15 protein-coding genes are annotated in these 15,825 nt (G+C 65.0%); 8 read left to right on the top strand and 7 right to left on the bottom strand.

The features are described 5' to 3' along the window. Window positions 1-7: 7 nt before the first annotated feature. The 3 genes from AC5RU9_RS12530 to AC5RU9_RS12520 are packed head-to-tail and all read right to left on the bottom strand — an operon-like array spanning window position 8 to window position 2,168. A complete protein-coding gene (locus AC5RU9_RS12530) occupies window positions 8-670 on the bottom strand; it encodes a TetR/AcrR family transcriptional regulator (RefSeq protein ID WP_494016701.1) in 663 nt (220 codons plus the stop codon). Beyond that, entirely contained in the window at window positions 667-1,410 is a 744-nt protein-coding gene (locus AC5RU9_RS12525; RefSeq protein WP_494016700.1) for an ABC transporter permease, read from the bottom strand. Before AC5RU9_RS12525 ends, AC5RU9_RS12530 begins: the two co-directional genes overlap by 4 nt. A gap of 8 nt (window positions 1,411-1,418) precedes the next feature. Then, window positions 1,419-2,168 carry an ABC transporter ATP-binding protein gene (locus tag AC5RU9_RS12520; RefSeq protein WP_494016699.1) on the bottom strand — a complete coding sequence of 250 codons (750 nt, stop codon included), beginning with the start codon at window positions 2,166-2,168 and terminating at the stop codon, window positions 1,419-1,421. A 507-nt stretch (window positions 2,169-2,675) separates the two neighbouring features. Between AC5RU9_RS12520 and AC5RU9_RS12515 the strand changes: the two genes are divergently transcribed. Continuing rightward, window positions 2,676-4,487: a proline--tRNA ligase gene (locus tag AC5RU9_RS12515; protein WP_494016698.1), complete on the top strand. Its 1,812-nt coding sequence runs from the start codon at window positions 2,676-2,678 to the stop codon at window positions 4,485-4,487. Continuing rightward, complete coding sequence (locus AC5RU9_RS12510) at window positions 4,484-5,281, top strand: sulfite exporter TauE/SafE family protein (RefSeq protein ID WP_494016697.1); 798 nt, start codon at window positions 4,484-4,486, stop codon at window positions 5,279-5,281. The genes AC5RU9_RS12515 and AC5RU9_RS12510 overlap by 4 nt, the downstream gene beginning before the upstream one ends. A gap of 8 nt (window positions 5,282-5,289) precedes the next feature. On the opposite strand, the gene AC5RU9_RS12505 is transcribed toward AC5RU9_RS12510, so the two are convergent. From AC5RU9_RS12505 to AC5RU9_RS12495, 3 genes are read right to left on the bottom strand one after another with little or no spacing between them, the layout of a single operon-like run. Continuing rightward, window positions 5,290-6,294, bottom strand: coding sequence for an aminoglycoside phosphotransferase family protein (locus tag AC5RU9_RS12505; RefSeq protein ID WP_494017126.1), 1,005 nt, complete (start codon window positions 6,292-6,294; stop codon window positions 5,290-5,292). A gap of 49 nt (window positions 6,295-6,343) precedes the next feature. Continuing rightward, window positions 6,344-7,072 (bottom strand): VIT1/CCC1 transporter family protein, encoded by a 729-nt coding sequence (locus AC5RU9_RS12500; RefSeq protein ID WP_211711823.1) that lies wholly within the window; start codon window positions 7,070-7,072, stop codon window positions 6,344-6,346. Window positions 7,073-7,123: 51 nt separating this feature from the next. Then, window positions 7,124-8,209 carry a DUF4439 domain-containing protein gene (locus AC5RU9_RS12495; protein WP_494016696.1) on the bottom strand — a complete coding sequence of 362 codons (1,086 nt, stop codon included), beginning with the start codon at window positions 8,207-8,209 and terminating at the stop codon, window positions 7,124-7,126. Window positions 8,210-8,315: 106 nt separating this feature from the next. Here AC5RU9_RS12495 and rimP point away from each other — a divergent pair, with 106 nt between their 5' ends. From rimP to AC5RU9_RS12465, 6 genes are all read left to right on the top strand, one after another. Next, a complete protein-coding gene (gene rimP / locus AC5RU9_RS12490) occupies window positions 8,316-8,927 on the top strand; it encodes a ribosome maturation factor RimP (RefSeq protein ID WP_235521797.1) in 612 nt (203 codons plus the stop codon). Further along, complete coding sequence (gene nusA / locus AC5RU9_RS12485; protein WP_211711825.1) at window positions 8,927-9,907, top strand: transcription termination factor NusA; 981 nt, start codon at window positions 8,927-8,929, stop codon at window positions 9,905-9,907. Before rimP ends, nusA begins: the two co-directional genes overlap by 1 nt. Window positions 9,908-10,093: 186 nt before the next feature. Further along, complete coding sequence (locus AC5RU9_RS12480; RefSeq protein ID WP_309991415.1) at window positions 10,094-10,435, top strand: YlxR family protein; 342 nt, start codon at window positions 10,094-10,096, stop codon at window positions 10,433-10,435. Between the two features lie 152 nt (window positions 10,436-10,587). After that, window positions 10,588-13,476, top strand: a complete 2,889-nt coding sequence (gene infB / locus AC5RU9_RS12475) for a translation initiation factor IF-2 (protein ID WP_494016695.1) — start codon at window positions 10,588-10,590, stop codon at window positions 13,474-13,476. 77 nt (window positions 13,477-13,553) lie between these two features. Continuing rightward, window positions 13,554-14,057, top strand: a complete 504-nt coding sequence (gene rbfA / locus AC5RU9_RS12470; RefSeq protein WP_494016694.1) for a 30S ribosome-binding factor RbfA — start codon at window positions 13,554-13,556, stop codon at window positions 14,055-14,057. Between the two features lie 85 nt (window positions 14,058-14,142). Beyond that, complete coding sequence (locus AC5RU9_RS12465) at window positions 14,143-14,625, top strand: nucleoside deaminase (RefSeq protein WP_211711829.1); 483 nt, start codon at window positions 14,143-14,145, stop codon at window positions 14,623-14,625. Window positions 14,626-14,644: 19 nt separating this feature from the next. On the opposite strand, the gene AC5RU9_RS12460 is transcribed toward AC5RU9_RS12465, so the two are convergent. After that, window positions 14,645-15,799, bottom strand: coding sequence for a pyridoxal phosphate-dependent aminotransferase (locus tag AC5RU9_RS12460; protein ID WP_494016693.1), 1,155 nt, complete (start codon window positions 15,797-15,799; stop codon window positions 14,645-14,647). Window positions 15,800-15,825 lie beyond the last annotated feature (26 nt).

The following is a 15,825-nucleotide window of genomic DNA, read 5'->3' as shown; positions in this document are numbered from 1 at the left end:
CAGCAGGTCAGCCGGCAGTCGTGGCCGTTGCCGCCGGGGCGACGTCCGCGACTGCCGGCTGCTTTTCGCCACCCAGGTCGCCGGTGAGGTAGCGCTGGATATTTGGCGAGACCAGCCGGACGACGTCCTCCCGGCTCGCCGAAGCCAGGGGCTCAAGCCGGATCACGTAGCGGACCAGCATCAGTCCCACCACCTGTGTTGCCACCAGGTTGCCCCGCATCCGGACCTCCTCGGCGGTTCCCGGAACGTCGGCCATGATCCTGGAAAGAATGGTGCGTTTCACCATTTCCCGCATCAGCGCCGTCTTGGCTGTGGACCCGATGGTTCCGCGGACAAAGGCCATCAGGCCGTGCTGTGCCGGCCCTTCCCAGAGGCGAAGTACCGCACGGACGATCGCCTCAGCCCGCGCCGCCGGGTCCAGGACCTCGACGCCGGCCAGCACCTCGGCAGGATCGGCGGGCAACTCAACGCTGGCGGCAAACAGTTGGTCCTTGCCACGGAAGAAGTGGTGGACCATGGCCGGGTCCACTCCCGCGTCACGGGCGACCTGGCGGAGGCTTGTCCCCTCGAAACCCCGCTCGGCGAAGAGCTGGCGGGCCGCAGCGAGGATGGCTTCGCGTGAATGGTCGCCGGCGTTTCGACGGCCGCGCCGCACCTGGGGGAGGCTCACCGGGTCTGCCTCCGGAGGGTCAACGATGCCAGGACAAGGACGCCCACCACGATCCCGCCCATGATCAGCGTGTCCTGCCAGAGTGCTGCTGTGGCTTCGGCGTTCCCGGCTATCTCCTTGAGTGCATCCACGGAGAACGTCAATGGCAGGACGCCTGAGATGGCTTCGAGGACCTGGTTCATGTCATCCCTTGCCACGAATAGGCCACACAGCAGGATCTGTGGCACCACCACGACGGGCATGAACTGCACGGCCTGGAACTCGGTTCGGGCAAACGCGGAACACAGCAACCCCAAGGCCACTCCCAGGACAGCGTTGATGACGGCGATCATCACCACGAAGCCGGGGCTTCCCTTGATGTCGAGGTTGAAGATCCAGTACGCCACGGCGGTGGCCACCAGGGATTGCAGGGCGGCCATGATGGAGAAGGCCAGCGCGTAACCGAACAGCAGGTCGGCTTTGTGGATGGGCGTTGTGAGGAGTCGTTCCAGGGTCCCGGATGTCCGTTCCCGCAGCATGGTGATCGAGGTGACCAGGAACATCACCACGAAGGGGAAGATGGCCAGCATCATGAGGCCTACACGGTCGAACGTCCGCGGGAATCCGGGTGGAAGCGTTTCGTTTTCGAACAGGAAATAGACTGCTGCCAGCAGCAAGGCGGGGACCACCAGGATCAGCGCGACGCTGCGGTGGTCGTGCCGCAGTTGTTCAAGGACCCGCCGGGTGGTTGCGATGGTCATGCGCACGTTCATGATGCCACCTCGCTTTCTGCCTGGCCGCGGTCAGCGGCCTTGATGATGGTCAGGAACGCCCGCTCCAGGTCGTCGCTGCCTCCGCGTGCCGCCAACTCGGCCGGAGTGAGTTGCGCCAGCAGGAGCCCTTCCCGCAGCAGCAGGAGCGAGGAGCAGTGGGACGCTTCTTCCATGACGTGGCTGGACACCAGCAACGTTGTGCCCGACGCTGCCATCGCCGCGAAGCGCTCCCACAATTCGGCGCGCAGCACCGGGTCCAGGCCCACGGTGGGCTCGTCCAGGATGAGCAGCTTGGGGTGGGCCACCAGCGCACACGCCAGCGAAACCCGGCTGAATTGTCCCCCCGAAAGGTCCGCGGCTTTCTGCCGTGCCAGCGGGGCGAGCCCGACGGCGTCGATCGCCTCCGTGACGTCGGCCGCCGTCGCGCCGTGCATGGCTCCGAAGTACCTGACGTTCGCTTCGACGCTGAGGTCCCCGTAGACGCTGGCACCTTGGGTGACATATCCGACGTCGTGCCTTAGCGAGGCGCTGCCCGCCGGGCGGCCCATGACGGCGACGGCACCGCGGGTGATCCGCTGGACGCCCACGATGGCACGCATGAGCGTGGTCTTGCCGCTGCCGGAAGGGCCCAGTAGTCCGGTGATCCGGCCGGAGTCAACGGTGAAGTCCAGGCCGCGGAGTATTTTTGTCTGCCCGCGGAAGATGTGTAGTTCCGTGGCCTCGATGGCCGCTGGAGCAGGGGACATGATGGCCTCCGGCGATGCTAATAATTCATCAGGTGATGAAATAAAAGTAGAACGCTCCAGTTGGCCGGTCAAGGGGTGGAGCGAAAAGGTCAAGGACTGAAAATCCTTGAAAACGTGTCGGCTATCACATAAGTTCTTCCCAAGCCGTGTCGTTGGGGTGCGGGTGGTTGAGGGGGAATCGTGACAATGACCTTGAAGGGTGCCGTGTGCGCCCGCATCATCCGTGTGTTCGGCAATGACCATTACCTCCCAGCCGCAGGCGATCCCGTTCCGCTGGAGGGAACGGGGAAGTAGTCCCCGGACAGAGTCTGCGGCCAGCCGGCCGCTGAGCCACGCCATCGCAGGATGACCAGCCCACAGCGGCCAGGGGCTTCCACAACGCGACGGCGTGGCTCTTCTGTTTCCGCCGGGGTGGCGGCCGCGCATGTTCAAGGCGCAGTCCGGTGAGCCGGTAGATTAGTAGGCAGTTGTTTTTGCCACATCTGCCATAGAAACGGATACGTACCCGTGGTCCTTCGCCTTTCCCAGTTGTTCCTGCGCACCCTGCGTGAAGATCCCGTCGACGCCGAGGTCGCCAGCCACAAGCTGCTGGTGCGTGCCGGTTACATCCGCCGCGCGGCACCCGGTATCTACACGTGGCTTCCGCTTGGCCTGAGCGTCCTGCGCAAGGTCGAAGAGATCATCCGCCAGGAAATGTCCGCGATCGGGGCCCAGGAAGTCCACTTCCCGGCGTTGCTGCCGCGTGAACCGTACGAGGCCACCAACCGCTGGACCGAGTACGGCGAGGGCCTGTTCCGACTCCAGGACCGCAAGGGCGCGGACTACCTTCTCGCGCCGACGCACGAGGAAATGTTTACGCTGCTGGTCAAGGACCTGTACTCCTCGTACAAGGACCTGCCGTTGAGCCTGTACCAGATCCAGAACAAGTACCGCGATGAAGCCCGTCCCCGGGCAGGCCTCCTCCGCGGCCGCGAGTTCATCATGAAGGATTCCTACTCCTTCGACGTCGACGACGCCGGCTTGGATGCCAGCTACGCTGCCCACCGCGCCGCGTACCTGAAGATCTTTGCCCGTCTCGGCCTGGAAGTCATTCCCGTTGCGGCGACCGCCGGCGCCATGGGCGGCTCCAAGAGCGAAGAGTTCCTGTTCCCCACCGAGATCGGCGAGGACACCTTCGTGCGCTCGGCAGGTGGCTACTACGCCAACGTCGAGGCCGTCACCACCGTGGTCCCGGACGACATCGACTTCACCAACGCACCCGCTGCCCGGGTCCTGGACACGCCGAACACCCCCACCATCGATACTTTGGTGGACGCAGCCAACCAGCTGGCACCCCGCAGCGAGTCCGACGGCGGCGCATGGGCCGCCGCTGACACGCTCAAGAACGTGGTGCTCGCCGTAACGCTGCCCACCGGTGAACGCCAGATCGTGGTGATCGGCGTACCAGGCGACCGTGCAGTGGACCTCAAGCGCGTGGAAGCGAACATCGGCGCGTTCCTGCCGATCGCCGGCGAAATCGGACTCGAGGCCGCCAACGAGGAAGACCTCAAGAAGCTGCCGTGGCTGGTCAAGGGCTACATTGGCCCCGGCCTGTCACTCGACGAGCCGGTCCTGGGGCTCGAAGGATCGTCCAAGGTCCTCTTCCTGGTGGACCCCCGGGTCGTTTCGGGTACCAGCTGGGTCACCGGCGCCAATGCCGAGGGAAAGCACGTCTTCGGGCTGGTTGCCGGTCGCGACTTCACCTGGGACGGCGTCATCGAAAGCACCGAAGTGCGTGCGGGCGATCCCGCTCCGGACGGTTCCGGCCCGCTGGAAACAGCGCGCGGCATCGAAATGGGACACATTTTCCAGCTCGGCCGCAAGTACGCTGCTGCATTGGACCTGAAGGTCCTGGACCAGAACGGCAAGCAGGTAGTGGTCACCATGGGCTCCTATGGCGTGGGTGTCACGCGCGCCGTGGCAGCCCTGGCTGAAGCGAATCATGATGACCGCGGAATTGTGTGGCCGCGCTCCGTTGCTCCCGCTGACGTCCACGTAGTGGCTGTTGGCCGTGGTGACGAAATTTCCGAGGCCGCCGAGAAGCTCGCCGCGGAGCTGGAGGCTGCCGGCCTGGACGTCATCCTGGATGACCGCCCCAAGGTCTCCCCGGGCGTCAAGTTCGGCGACGCCGAGCTCGTAGGCGTACCCACCATCCTGGCCGTTGGCCGCGGACTGGTGGACGGCGTCGTGGAAATCAAGGACCGCCGTAGCGGCGAAGCCGAGAACGTCACGGTGGACAAAGCCGTGGATTACGTGGTCAACGCCGTACGAAACCGGTGATCTCCGGCTTCGAGTCGATCCAGCTCACCACTCTCATCCTGATTGTGGTGGCTGGATTCGCAGCCGGCTGGGTGGATGCAGTGGTTGGGGGCGGGGGACTGATCCAGCTCCCCGCCCTGCTGCTGGTGCCCGGCATCACGCCCGTCCAGGCTTTGGCGACCAACAAGATGGGTTCCATTTTCGGAACTACCACCAGTGCCGTCACGTACTATCGCCGGGTCCGTCCCGACTTGAAAACGGCCGTACCCATGGCCGTCATCGCTTTAGCCGGGAGTTTCGGCGGGGCGATCCTGGCAGCGTCGCTTCCGGCCAGTGTTTTCAAGCCCATCATCGTGGCGGCCCTCATCGCCGTCGCTATTTTCACCGCCTTGCGTCCCACCGCCGGCGAGCTGACAGCACTCCGCCACGATGGCCATAAGCACTACGTCGTTGCGTGCCTGATCGGCGCCGTGATCGGCTTCTACGATGGCTTGATCGGCCCTGGCACTGGCTCGTTCCTGATCATCGCCCTGGTCTCGGCCATGGGCTACGCCTTCCTCGAAGCCAGCGCCAAAGCGAAGATCGTCAACATGGCCACCAACGCCGGAGCCTTGATCTTCTTCCTCCCGCATGGCTCCCTGCTCTGGGGCGTGGGCCTGGTCCTCGGCCTGGCGAACATGGCAGGTGGCTACCTGGGCGCCCGCACGGCAGTAGCCAGGGGGAGTGGCTTCGTGCGCGTTGTCTTCCTTATCGTGGTGGCCGCCCTCATCATCAAGCTCGGCATGGACGTCTGGAACGACAACTTCGCAGGGTAGCCCCGTCCCTAAGCCGATTCCCCTGGACCGGGGAGATCGTGCGCGGCGGGAAGGCCATTCAATGTCCGGCCAGCCAGGGTGCTTGCAACCCAGAGGGAACGGGCCAGATCCCCGCCGTGCGCGGGTTTGCCGGCGTACCACAAAGCATTCTCCACCTCACGGGCGATACTCCATTGCCGGGCGGCCTCGGGATCGAGCCCGCCAGCGAGGCTGAATTCGTGGCAGCGGTCGCGCAACGCGGCCTCCGGGTCAGTCCGTGAAAGATCGCCAATGCGGTTCCAGAGGATCGGTGCGACGGCGAATTCGGCCTCACCAATCTGGGGCTGCGGGTCGATGGCCAGGTAGGCGCCGCGTCCGGCCTCGCTTGCGTCCAGGGTGGCCAGGATGTTCATGAAATGCAGGTCTGTGTGGACCAGGACGTCTTTTCCGGCGCGACGCCCCACGGCACCCCGTGTTTGGCACACCTCCAGTGCAGCCTCCAGCAGCCATCGGGGGAAGGGCCGGTCCAGCCGCTCCCATTCGGCAGGTAGCTCGTCGCTCCACCGTTCGGCGGTGGCGGCAATATGGTCCAGGTCCCGCCATTCAGGCCTGTCGTCAGGCGTGATGGACAGTTCACGCATGACGTTTCCCCACGCATCCCGCGCCTCCACCAGCGGAGCGTCCTGGAGCCAGCGGGTAGCGTCCAGCCGTTCCAGCAGCATGGAGCAACTCAGGGCATCGGCTTCCAGGAGCCGGACCGCTCCCCGTCCTCCCCACAGCGTGAGAGCGTGGCGTTCCACCCGTGCTTCGTCGTGCGGAAACGCGATCTTCAGGGCTGCGGGCTGCCCGTGCCGCAACACAGGTACCACCAAGGCTCCGTGGCCGTTCCAAGGCTCGGCGCCCGGAGCGAGGTCCACCGTCAGCTGCCAGCGGTCCAGGGCATCGGAAATAAGCCCGGGGAGGCTGGCCAACCAGTCCCGGCCCGCTGAGTCACGGTTGTACCGGGCGTGGAGGTCGCCTGGCATCGGAATCATCGCGTGAAGGGTCACGCGATCAGCCTAACGCCGCTGCAACGCCAGCCTCCTAGAAAACGCCGCTGGCACCCAAGAGGGTTCCGATGGAGAACGTTGCCGCCAAGGCAAGTGCGCCGCCAACAACCACGCGTGCTGCTGCGCGGAACCGGGGAGCGCCACCGATCCAGGCGCCCACTGCGCCGGTGATCGCCAGGGCCAGCAAGACCGCTGCGAAGGTGAGCGGCACGCGCATTTCCGGCGGCGGAAGCAGGATGGCCAGCATGGGAAGGACGGCGCCCAGCGTGAACGCCACCGCCGAGGCGAGTGCGGCATTCCACGGGCTGACGATGTCGTCCTCGTGGATGTTCAGCTCGGCGGAAAGATGGGCGGCCAGTGCGTCGTGCTCCGTCAGTTCTTCGGCCACCGTCCGGGCAGTCTTGGGGCTGAGCCCCTTTGACTCATAAATGGCGACCAACTCGTTGAGTTCTTCCTCGGGTTCCTCGGCAAGCTCGCGGCGTTCCTTTTCAATCAGGGCCCTCTGCGTGTCGCTCTGGCTGCTCACGGATACGTACTCACCCAACGCCATGGAGATGGCACCGCCCACCAGGCCGGCCATGCCCGCGGCGAGGATACTCCCGGAGCTGGTGGTAGCTCCCGCCACGCCCACCACGATCGCCGCGACGGAGACAATTCCGTCGTTGGCGCCCAGGACCCCGGCCCGCAACCAGTTCAGGCGGTGCGCCAGATCGTCCCGGTGGGGTTCGTTCTCATGCATGGTCGCAGTTTCTGTGGAAGCCATAGACCAAGCCAAGCACCGCGGGACGGCCTTGACCAGCATGGCTAGGCTGCCCTATCTGCTGCTGGAAGTGGGGGAGGAGGCGACACTGGGCGTCGGCAGCGAAGGCAGGTCGCCGGCGTCGAGCTCCAAGCCCGGGAGCGCCGGCAAACCGGCGCCCCACGCGGCGCTCCGCCGGGAAGCGGCCAGCAGGCCGTCGATGGCCCAATCGCGGGTCCCGTCGGCGGACATGGCCACAAGATCACCGAAGCGCGGCAACGAGGATGATTCGAGGTCAGCCAATGCCGCGGCCGGGTCTTTGGCGAACTTCGCCGGGAGCCGGTATCCCGCCTCACCGGCCGGGACATCTCCGCAGTTCACGCGGGTCAGGTCCTCGGCCTGCCGGAGCAACACCTCGTGCACCTCGAGGTCACGGGCAGCCGCAGAAACACTGGAAGCGCCGAGCCGTTTGACCGCGACCTGGTAGACATAGACCGCTTCGTGCTGGGCGCGCACCAGCGACGCCAAGGCCGTGTCCGTGGTTGCTGAATCCGGGTCCGGCGTGGGGCTGGCGGAGGGGCAGGATCCGGCGGCCGGCGGAGAAACGGGAACCCCGCTGGTGCTGGGGCGGGAAGGTTCCGGCAGCTTCCACGCGTCGGCCAACTTTTCGGCGGACAGCAGCTGGGCGGATCCGACTGCGGCCAGCAGGCGCGCCATGCCGCCGTCGGACGCGCGGGCGTCGTCCAAGCGTTGCTGCCCGCTCCGTGACAACTCCGTGACGAACAAGGACGCCTTCGCGGACGAAGCAGACGAAACGGGGTCCGTTGGTGATGCCGCGGCAGGGGACGTGGGCAGCAGGCCGGCCGGGTCCAGCAGGGCCCGGGCGTGGGTTGTCAGCAAAGTCACAGCATCGGCGGAGGCAGGCTTCGCGGCATCCAGTCCGGCGGCGTCAGCCAGCGCAGCGGCCGTATCACGGAGCAGCAGGGTGTCTTCCAGAGCCGCAATCCGTGCGTTTTCGGAGAAGGACCGGGCTGGGGGAGTCCCGGAATCACGCGGAATAAGCACCATGCCGGTGCCGACTACCAGCAGAGCCACCACGGAAACGAGCACGAGCCTGCCCCACGCCGGTACTCGTTGCTTTTTGGTTCTCTGCTCGTCCACAACACACCATGGTGTCATGTGGGCGGCGAAGTCCGTGCACGCAAGTTCCCGCGAAAATCGTTAGGCTAGTAGTCACAACAACATCTATCGGGAGGCGGCGGGCAACGTGAGTGACTCGGAAGCCACGACTTCACCGGACCGTTCTGAATCGAACTCAACGGCCACCATCCACAACCCGGAAGAGAGCAGGCTTAAAGCACTGCTCGAACCGGCCGTCCTTGCCAGCAGGCTCTACCTCGAGGATGTTTCCATCCACGTTGCCGGCTCACACCGGACGGTCCACGTCGTCGTGGACCTGCCGCAAGAGGAGACCGGCGGCGTCAGCCTTGACGCCATAGCCGACGTCTCGCGCGGACTGTCCGATATTCTGGACAACGATCCCCAGGACGACGGCCGCCCGTACGACCTCGAGGTCTCCTCGCCCGGCGTTGGACGTCCCCTGACGGAACCGCGGCATTGGCATCGCGCCCGGGGCCGCATGGTCAGGGTCAACGTCATCCAGGGCGACAACCTCCTGGGCCGGATCGCCTCAGTGGGCGACGACGCCGTGACGCTGATCCCGGAGCACGAGGTCAAGAAGGGCATGAAGCCCAAGCAGGGCGACCCCATCACTATTCCTTTCGACAGGATCCGCCAAGGAAAAGTCGAGATTGAATTCAGCCACCTCCACGAGGCTGCGCTGGAAGACGAACACAATGGACCTTCCGAGGAGGCCTAATGGATATTGACATGAGCGCACTGAGACTCCTGGAGCGTGAGCGTGAAATCCCGCTGGATCTCCTGATTCCCACCATCGAGCAGGCCTTGCTGGTGGCGTACCACAAGACGCCCGGCGCCTTTGAAAAGGCCCGCGCTGAGCTGGATCGCAAGAGCGGCCACGTGACCATCTGGGCCACGGAAATCGACGACGACGGCGAGCCGATCGGCGAATTCGAGGACACCCCTGCCGGTTTCGGCCGTATCGCAGCGAGCACGGCACGGCAGATCATCCTGCAGCGCCTTCGCGACGTCGAGGATGACAACGTGCTGGGCGAATTCAAGGGCCGTGAAGGCGAACTCGTCGCCGGCATGATCCAGCAGGGAAACAACCCTCACATGATCCAGGTCAACCTTGGAGCTGTTGAGGCCCTGTTGCCGCCGCCCGAGCAGGTTCCCGGTGAGAAGTACCTGCACGGAAGCCGCCTGCGTGCCTTCGTGGTGGACGTCCACCGTGGCGCCAAGGGCCCGTCCATCACGCTGTCCCGTTCACACCCGGGCCTGGTCCGTAAACTCTTCGAAATGGAAGTCCCGGAGATCGCGGACCACTCCGTGGAGATCGTTGCGCTTGCCCGCGAAGCCGGCCACCGTACCAAGATCGCCGTCAAGGCAAACACTCCCGGCGTCAATGCCAAGGGTGCTTGCATCGGTGAAATGGGTTCGCGTGTCCGTGCAGTCATGACCGAACTGAACGACGAAAAGATTGACATCGTCGACTTCAGCGACGACCCCGCGACGTTCATTGCCAACTCGTTGTCGCCGTCGCGAGTGAATTCCGTCACTATCACCGACGAGTCGACCCGCTCGGCACGCGTAGTGGTACCGGATTACCAGCTCTCCCTGGCGATCGGCAAGGAAGGCCAGAACGCACGCCTTGCAGCCAAGCTGACTGGTTGGCGGATCGACATCGTCTCCGACGCAGCGCCGGCCAAGGCCGAATAGCGTCCCAGTCGGGGTCGGCTTAACGCCGCGCTGGCGGTGTGCCCGGTTTCGGGAGTCCGGAGCCGGGGGCTAGACTAGATGGAACCGGGCTTACGTCCGGTATCCGCGCGCCTTGGCGTGCCTCAGCTGCATTCGCAGGACCGGGGCCCGTCGGGTGCCAGTAGCGTAAGGCAGGTTGGACACGTCGTGGCTGAACTGCTTGAGCACGGCCATGGGCCTGTTCGCACGTGTATCGGATGCCGGAAGCAAGGCTCCCGGTCCGAGCTTGTCCGGCTGGTCGCCCAAGGCGCCAGTTCGTCCACCGTCGTGGTGGATGAACGACGCCGGATGGCCGGCAGGGGTGCGTGGCTGCACCCCAGCGAAAAGTGCTTGGCATTGGCGATCAAGCGGCGCGCTTTCGGAAGGGCCCTTGCGGGCGCTACCGAGACAACCGCCGTCGAACGCTACCTGATGCCGGGCGCGCCACTCGTGGAGGCCCACGCTTCCACTGGCAAACCGTCCAAACCTGAAAGCGGGTCAGAAAACTGATGGAAACCCGATGAGTTCCCAGCGATGAGTGCGTAACGATGACAACTTTGTTGCGCTCTGCAATGGGCCTTTCCGCCGTGCAAACGGCTGAGGCCCGCATAAAGAAGTAGACGGTTCGTGCCTGGCTCGGTGCGGACCGAGACAGGAGAAATGTGGCCAAGGTCCGCGTACATGAGCTCGCCAAAGAGCTCGGTATTACTTCCAAAGATGCAGTGACAAAACTGCAGGAATTGGGCGAATTCGTTCGCTCCGCCTCTTCCACCATTGAGGCCCCCGTCGTGAAGAAGCTTCGCGACGCCTACCCGGGTGCCGGCGCTGCAAAGTCCGCCGCCCCCGCAGCCGCTCCCGCGGCAACCCGTCCCGCAGCATCCCGCCCGGCCGCTCCGGCACCGGGCCCGGCAGCACCGAAGGCTCCGGCCCCGGCGCCTGCTGCTCCGTCGTCGGCAACCCCGTCGTCAGCAACCCCGGCACCGGCCGCTCCGGCTCCCGCGGCACCTGCTCCGGCAGCCCCGGCAGCGCCCGCTGCTTCCAACCCGGTTTCGGCCAAGCCCGGTGCCCGTCCTGCCCCCAAGGCAGAGACTCCGGCTCCGGCACGCCAAGGCGGCCAGGCTCCTCGTCCCGGCGGTCCCCGCCCGGGCAACAACCCGTTTGCTACGTCCCAGGGCATGCCCCGTGGCCGTGGTGGCGATGGAGACCGTCCGCCGCGTCCGGGTAACAACCCGTTTGCTCCGTCGCAGGGCATGCCCCGTGGCGAGCGTCGCAACGACGGCGAACGTCCCGGTGGTCCCCGTCCCGCAGCTGGTGCCGGTGGACCCCGTCCGGCAGCAGGCACTGGCGGTCCCCGTCCGGGCGCCCCGCGTCCGGGTGCACCCCGTCCGGGCGCTCCGCGTCCCGCCGGTGGTCCCGGTGGCGGAAACCGTCCTACTCCGGGCATGATGCCCAACCGCACTGAGCGTCCGGCTCCGGGTGGCGCAGGCCGTCCCGGTGGCGCAGGCCGTCCGGGTGGCGGACCGGGTCGTCCCGGTGGCGCACCCGGTGCAGGTACCGGTGGCGGAGCTCCCGCCGGCGGTGGCTTCGGCAAGGGTGGGCGCGGTCGCGGTGGTACCCAGGGTGCCTTCGGCAAGGGCGGCGCCGGTCGTGGCAAGCAGCGCAAGTCGAAGCGTGCAAAGCGCCAGGAACTGGAGCAGATGAGTGCTCCGTCGCTGGGTGGCGTATCGGTACCCCGCGGCGATGGCGAGACCATCATCCGCTTGCGTCGTGGCTCGTCCATCACGGACTTTGCCGAGAAGATCGATGCGAACCCCGCGTCGCTGGTGACCGTTCTGTTCCACCTCGGTGAAATGGCCACGGCTACGCAGTCCCTCGACGAAGACACCTTTGGCCTGCTTGGCGCCGAACTTGGCTACAAGCTCCAGGTTGTTTCGCCGGAAGACGAAGAGCGCGAACTCCTCGACCAGTTCGACATCAACATCCAGGACGAACTGGACGCCGAAGGCGATGACGTCCTTGAGGCCCGCGCACCGGTTGTCACCGTCATGGGTCACGTTGACCACGGTAAGACCCGCTTGCTCGACGCTATCCGCAACTCCAACGTTGTGGCCGGCGAGCATGGTGGAATCACCCAGCACATCGGTGCTTACCAGATCAGCCACGTCCACGAGGGCAACGCCCGCGACATCACCTTCATTGACACCCCCGGTCACGAGGCCTTCACGGCCATGCGTGCACGTGGTGCCAAGGTCACTGACATCGCGATCCTGGTTGTCGCAGCCGACGACGGCGTTATGCCGCAGACGGTAGAAGCACTCAACCACGCACAGGCAGCCAACGTGCCGATCGTTGTCGCAGTGAACAAGATCGACAAGGAAGGCGCCAACCCTGACAAGGTCAAGGGCCAGCTGACCGAGTACGGCCTGGTTCCCGAGGAATACGGTGGCGACACCATGTTCGTTGAGGTCTCTGCCCGCCAGAACCTCAACATCGACGAACTGATCGACGCTGTCCTGTTGACGGCCGATGCTGCACTGGACCTGCGTGCCAACCCGGACAAGGACGCTCGAGGCATTGCCATCGAAGCGAACCTGGACAAGGGCCGCGGTGCTGTTGCTACCGTCCTGGTCCAGTCCGGTACCTTGGCCGTTGGCGACACGATCGTGGCCGGTACGGCCCACGGCCGCGTCCGCGCCATGTTCGACGAGAACGGCGAGGCACTCGATGTCGCCCTGCCGTCCCGTCCGGTCCAGGTCCTGGGCCTGTCCAACGTCCCGCGTGCAGGTGACACCTTCCTGGTGACTCCTGACGAGCGTACGGCCCGCCAGATCGCCGAAAAGCGTGAAGCAGCAGACCGCAACGCCGCGCTGGCCAAGCGTCGCAAGCGCATCAGCCTGGAAGACTTCGACCAGGCCGTCGCCGAAGGCAAGATCGACACCCTCAACCTCATCCTCAAGGGTGACGTGTCCGGTGCCGTGGAAGCCCTCGAAGACGCCTTGCTCAAGATCGACGTCGGAGACGACGACGTTCAGCTCCGTGTCATCCACCGCGGTGTGGGTGCCATCACGCAGAACGACGTCAACCTCGCCACGGTGGACAACGCCATCATCATCGGCTTCAACGTCAAGCCTGCCGAGCGCGTTGCGGAACTGGCTGACCGTGAAGGCGTGGATATGCGCTTCTACTCGGTCATCTACGCTGCGATCGACGACATCGAGATGGCCCTCAAGGGCATGCTCAAGCCGGAGTACGAAGAAGTCCAGCTCGGCACCGCCGAGGTCCGGGAAGTCTTCCGTTCCTCCAAGTTCGGCAACATCGCAGGCTCGATCGTCCGCACGGGCATCATCCGCCGTAACTCCAAGGCACGTGTCAGCCGCGACGGCAAGGTCATCGGTGACAACCTCACCGTTGAGACGCTCAAGCGCTTCAAGGATGACGCCACCGAAGTCCGCACCGACTTCGAGTGTGGTATCGGTCTTGGTTCCTTCAACGACATCAGCGAAGGCGACATCATCGAGACCTTCGAGATGCGCGAAAAGCCGCGCGTCTAGGTTCCCTGTGGAGCGGGTCCGTCGGGTAGCCCCGGCGGACCCGTTCCGTACCCTTTTCTACTTTCCAGGAGGAAGTCATGGCTGATCCCGCACGCGCTGCCAAGTTGGCACAGCGGATAAAGGTCGTCGTTGCTGAGGCCCTCGGACGTCGGGTCAAGGATCCGCGCGTCGAGTCCATTACGGTCACCGACGCCCGCGTCACCAACGACCTTCAGCACGCAACCATCTACTACACCGTCTTTGGCGATGAAGTGGCCCACACCGACGCCGCCAAGGCGCTGGAGAAGGCCAAGGGTGTGCTGCGCCAGGAAGTTGGCCGCAACATCACCGTCCGGTTGACCCCAACCTTGGAGTTCGTCGCCGACCAGATTCCGGTTAACGCCTCGAACCTTGAGGAACTGTTGCGCGAGGCCAAGCGTCGCGACGCTGAGGTAGCTGCTTTGGCTGCCGGTGCCAAGCCGGCAGGCGAGGCCGACCCGTACAAGAGCGACTCCCCGGCCGACATCGACGAAGACGACTTCGACGAAGAGGACATCGACCTCTCCGGCGACGACGAACTCGACGAAGACGCCAACCGCTAAGACCTCAGAGTTTTTTGTTCAGATAATGCCCCTAAGAGACGCTCTTAGGGGCATTATCCGTTTACAAACTGGTTAGGATCGGAGCATGTCGGCGCACGATGCTCAGCAGCGGGATGAATATTTGAACCGGGCCATTCGGTTGGCGGTGCAAAACGTTTCCGACGGCGGCGGCCCTTTCGGCGCCGTCGTGGTCACCGCGGACGGAACCGTCCATGAGGGGGTCAACCGGGTCACACGCGACCACGATCCCACGGCGCATGCAGAAGTGGTGGCCATTCGTCGAGCGGCTGCCGAGCTGAGGAAGTTCGACCTCACCGGTTCCGTTCTCTACGCAAGCTGTGAGCCTTGTCCGTTGTGCCTGTCGGCGACGCTTTGGGCCAGGATCGGACGTGTCTACTTTGCCGCGGACAGGCACGGCGCGGCGCGGGCCGGCTTCGACGACGCGGTGTTCTATGAGTACTTCGCCGGCAGCAGGCCGGAGCTGCTCCCCGTGGAGCACGCCCAGTTGGCCGCGGCGGAGGACCCGTTCGAGGCATGGAAGCACCATACGCGCCGGACTAGGTACTAGGTACTAGGTCCGGCGGCAGCTAAACCTTCGCTGGAAGGCGATTGACGCCGTCGAGCAGGTCCTGGTGACCGCCACAGAGGGCGATCCTGATCCAGCCCTCGCCGATCGACCCGAACGCCGTGCCCGGCGCGAACGAGACTCCCGATTCCGCCAGGAACTTGCGCACCCACGTGCGGACGTCCCCGCCGCTTACGTGCGATACGTCGGCCCAGAGGTAGAACGCGCCTTGTGCCCCGAGGAACGGAATACCCTTGGCTTCCAGAACGGCCGAGGCTGCGTCGCGGTTGTTCCGGTAATGATCGCGGGCCTGGGAAACGTAGTCCTGCGGCCCGGTCAATGCGGCCAACGCAGCGTACTGCGACGGAGACGCGACGCAGGAGACGATCGATTCCATGACGTTGTTCATCTTCTGCTCAATCCCCGGAGGGCAGATCAGAGCCCCGATGCGCAGGCCTGTCAGTCCGTACGTCTTGGACAGCGTCAGCGAGGTGAACACGCGGGCTTCCCCCGGGACGTTGCTGTCGAAGCGCGCCGGGCTGACGTGCGGGACGTCGAAGGTGAAGGCTTCGTAGCATTCGTCCGAGATGATCCAGAGGTCGTGCCGGACGGCCAGGTCCACCAATTCCCGGGTGGCTTCTGCGCTGATGACCGCCCCCAACGGGTTGGACGGAGAATTCAGCACCAGGACACGGGTCCGCGCCGTGATAAGTGCTTCGATGTCCTCGATGTGCGGCTGGAAGTCGTTCTTGGGATACAGCGGATACTGCACAGGCACGGCGTGAAGCAGTCGGCTGGTCATGGCAAACGTGGGGTAGCCCGGGTTCGGGATGAGGATCTCGTCGCCGGGGGAGAGGAGAAGGCTCATGGCGAAATGCAGCCCTTGTTGGGCGCCGTCCACCACATAAACCCGTTCAGCACCTATTTCAACGCCCTGCTGTTCGCGGAAGCGGGCTGCGAACGCTTCCCGGAGAGCGGGTATCCCCGCGTTGGGTGTGTAGTTGGTCTCATCCCGGTCCAGGCAGGCAATGCCGGCGTCGAGGACGTGCCGTGGCAGCGCAAACCCCGGTTCGCCGATGCTCAGGATGATCGCACCGGGGGTGGCCCATGCGGCCTCGGTGATTTCGCGGATCTGGTTCACGGGGACGTCACGGACGTGCAAGGCAAGCTCAGGCATGGGAGCCATCCTAGCCACCCATATAC

This window comes from Arthrobacter sp. B0316-5-4 (assembly GCF_059090325.1).
This window is presented reverse-complemented; position numbering and strand designations above follow the sequence as displayed.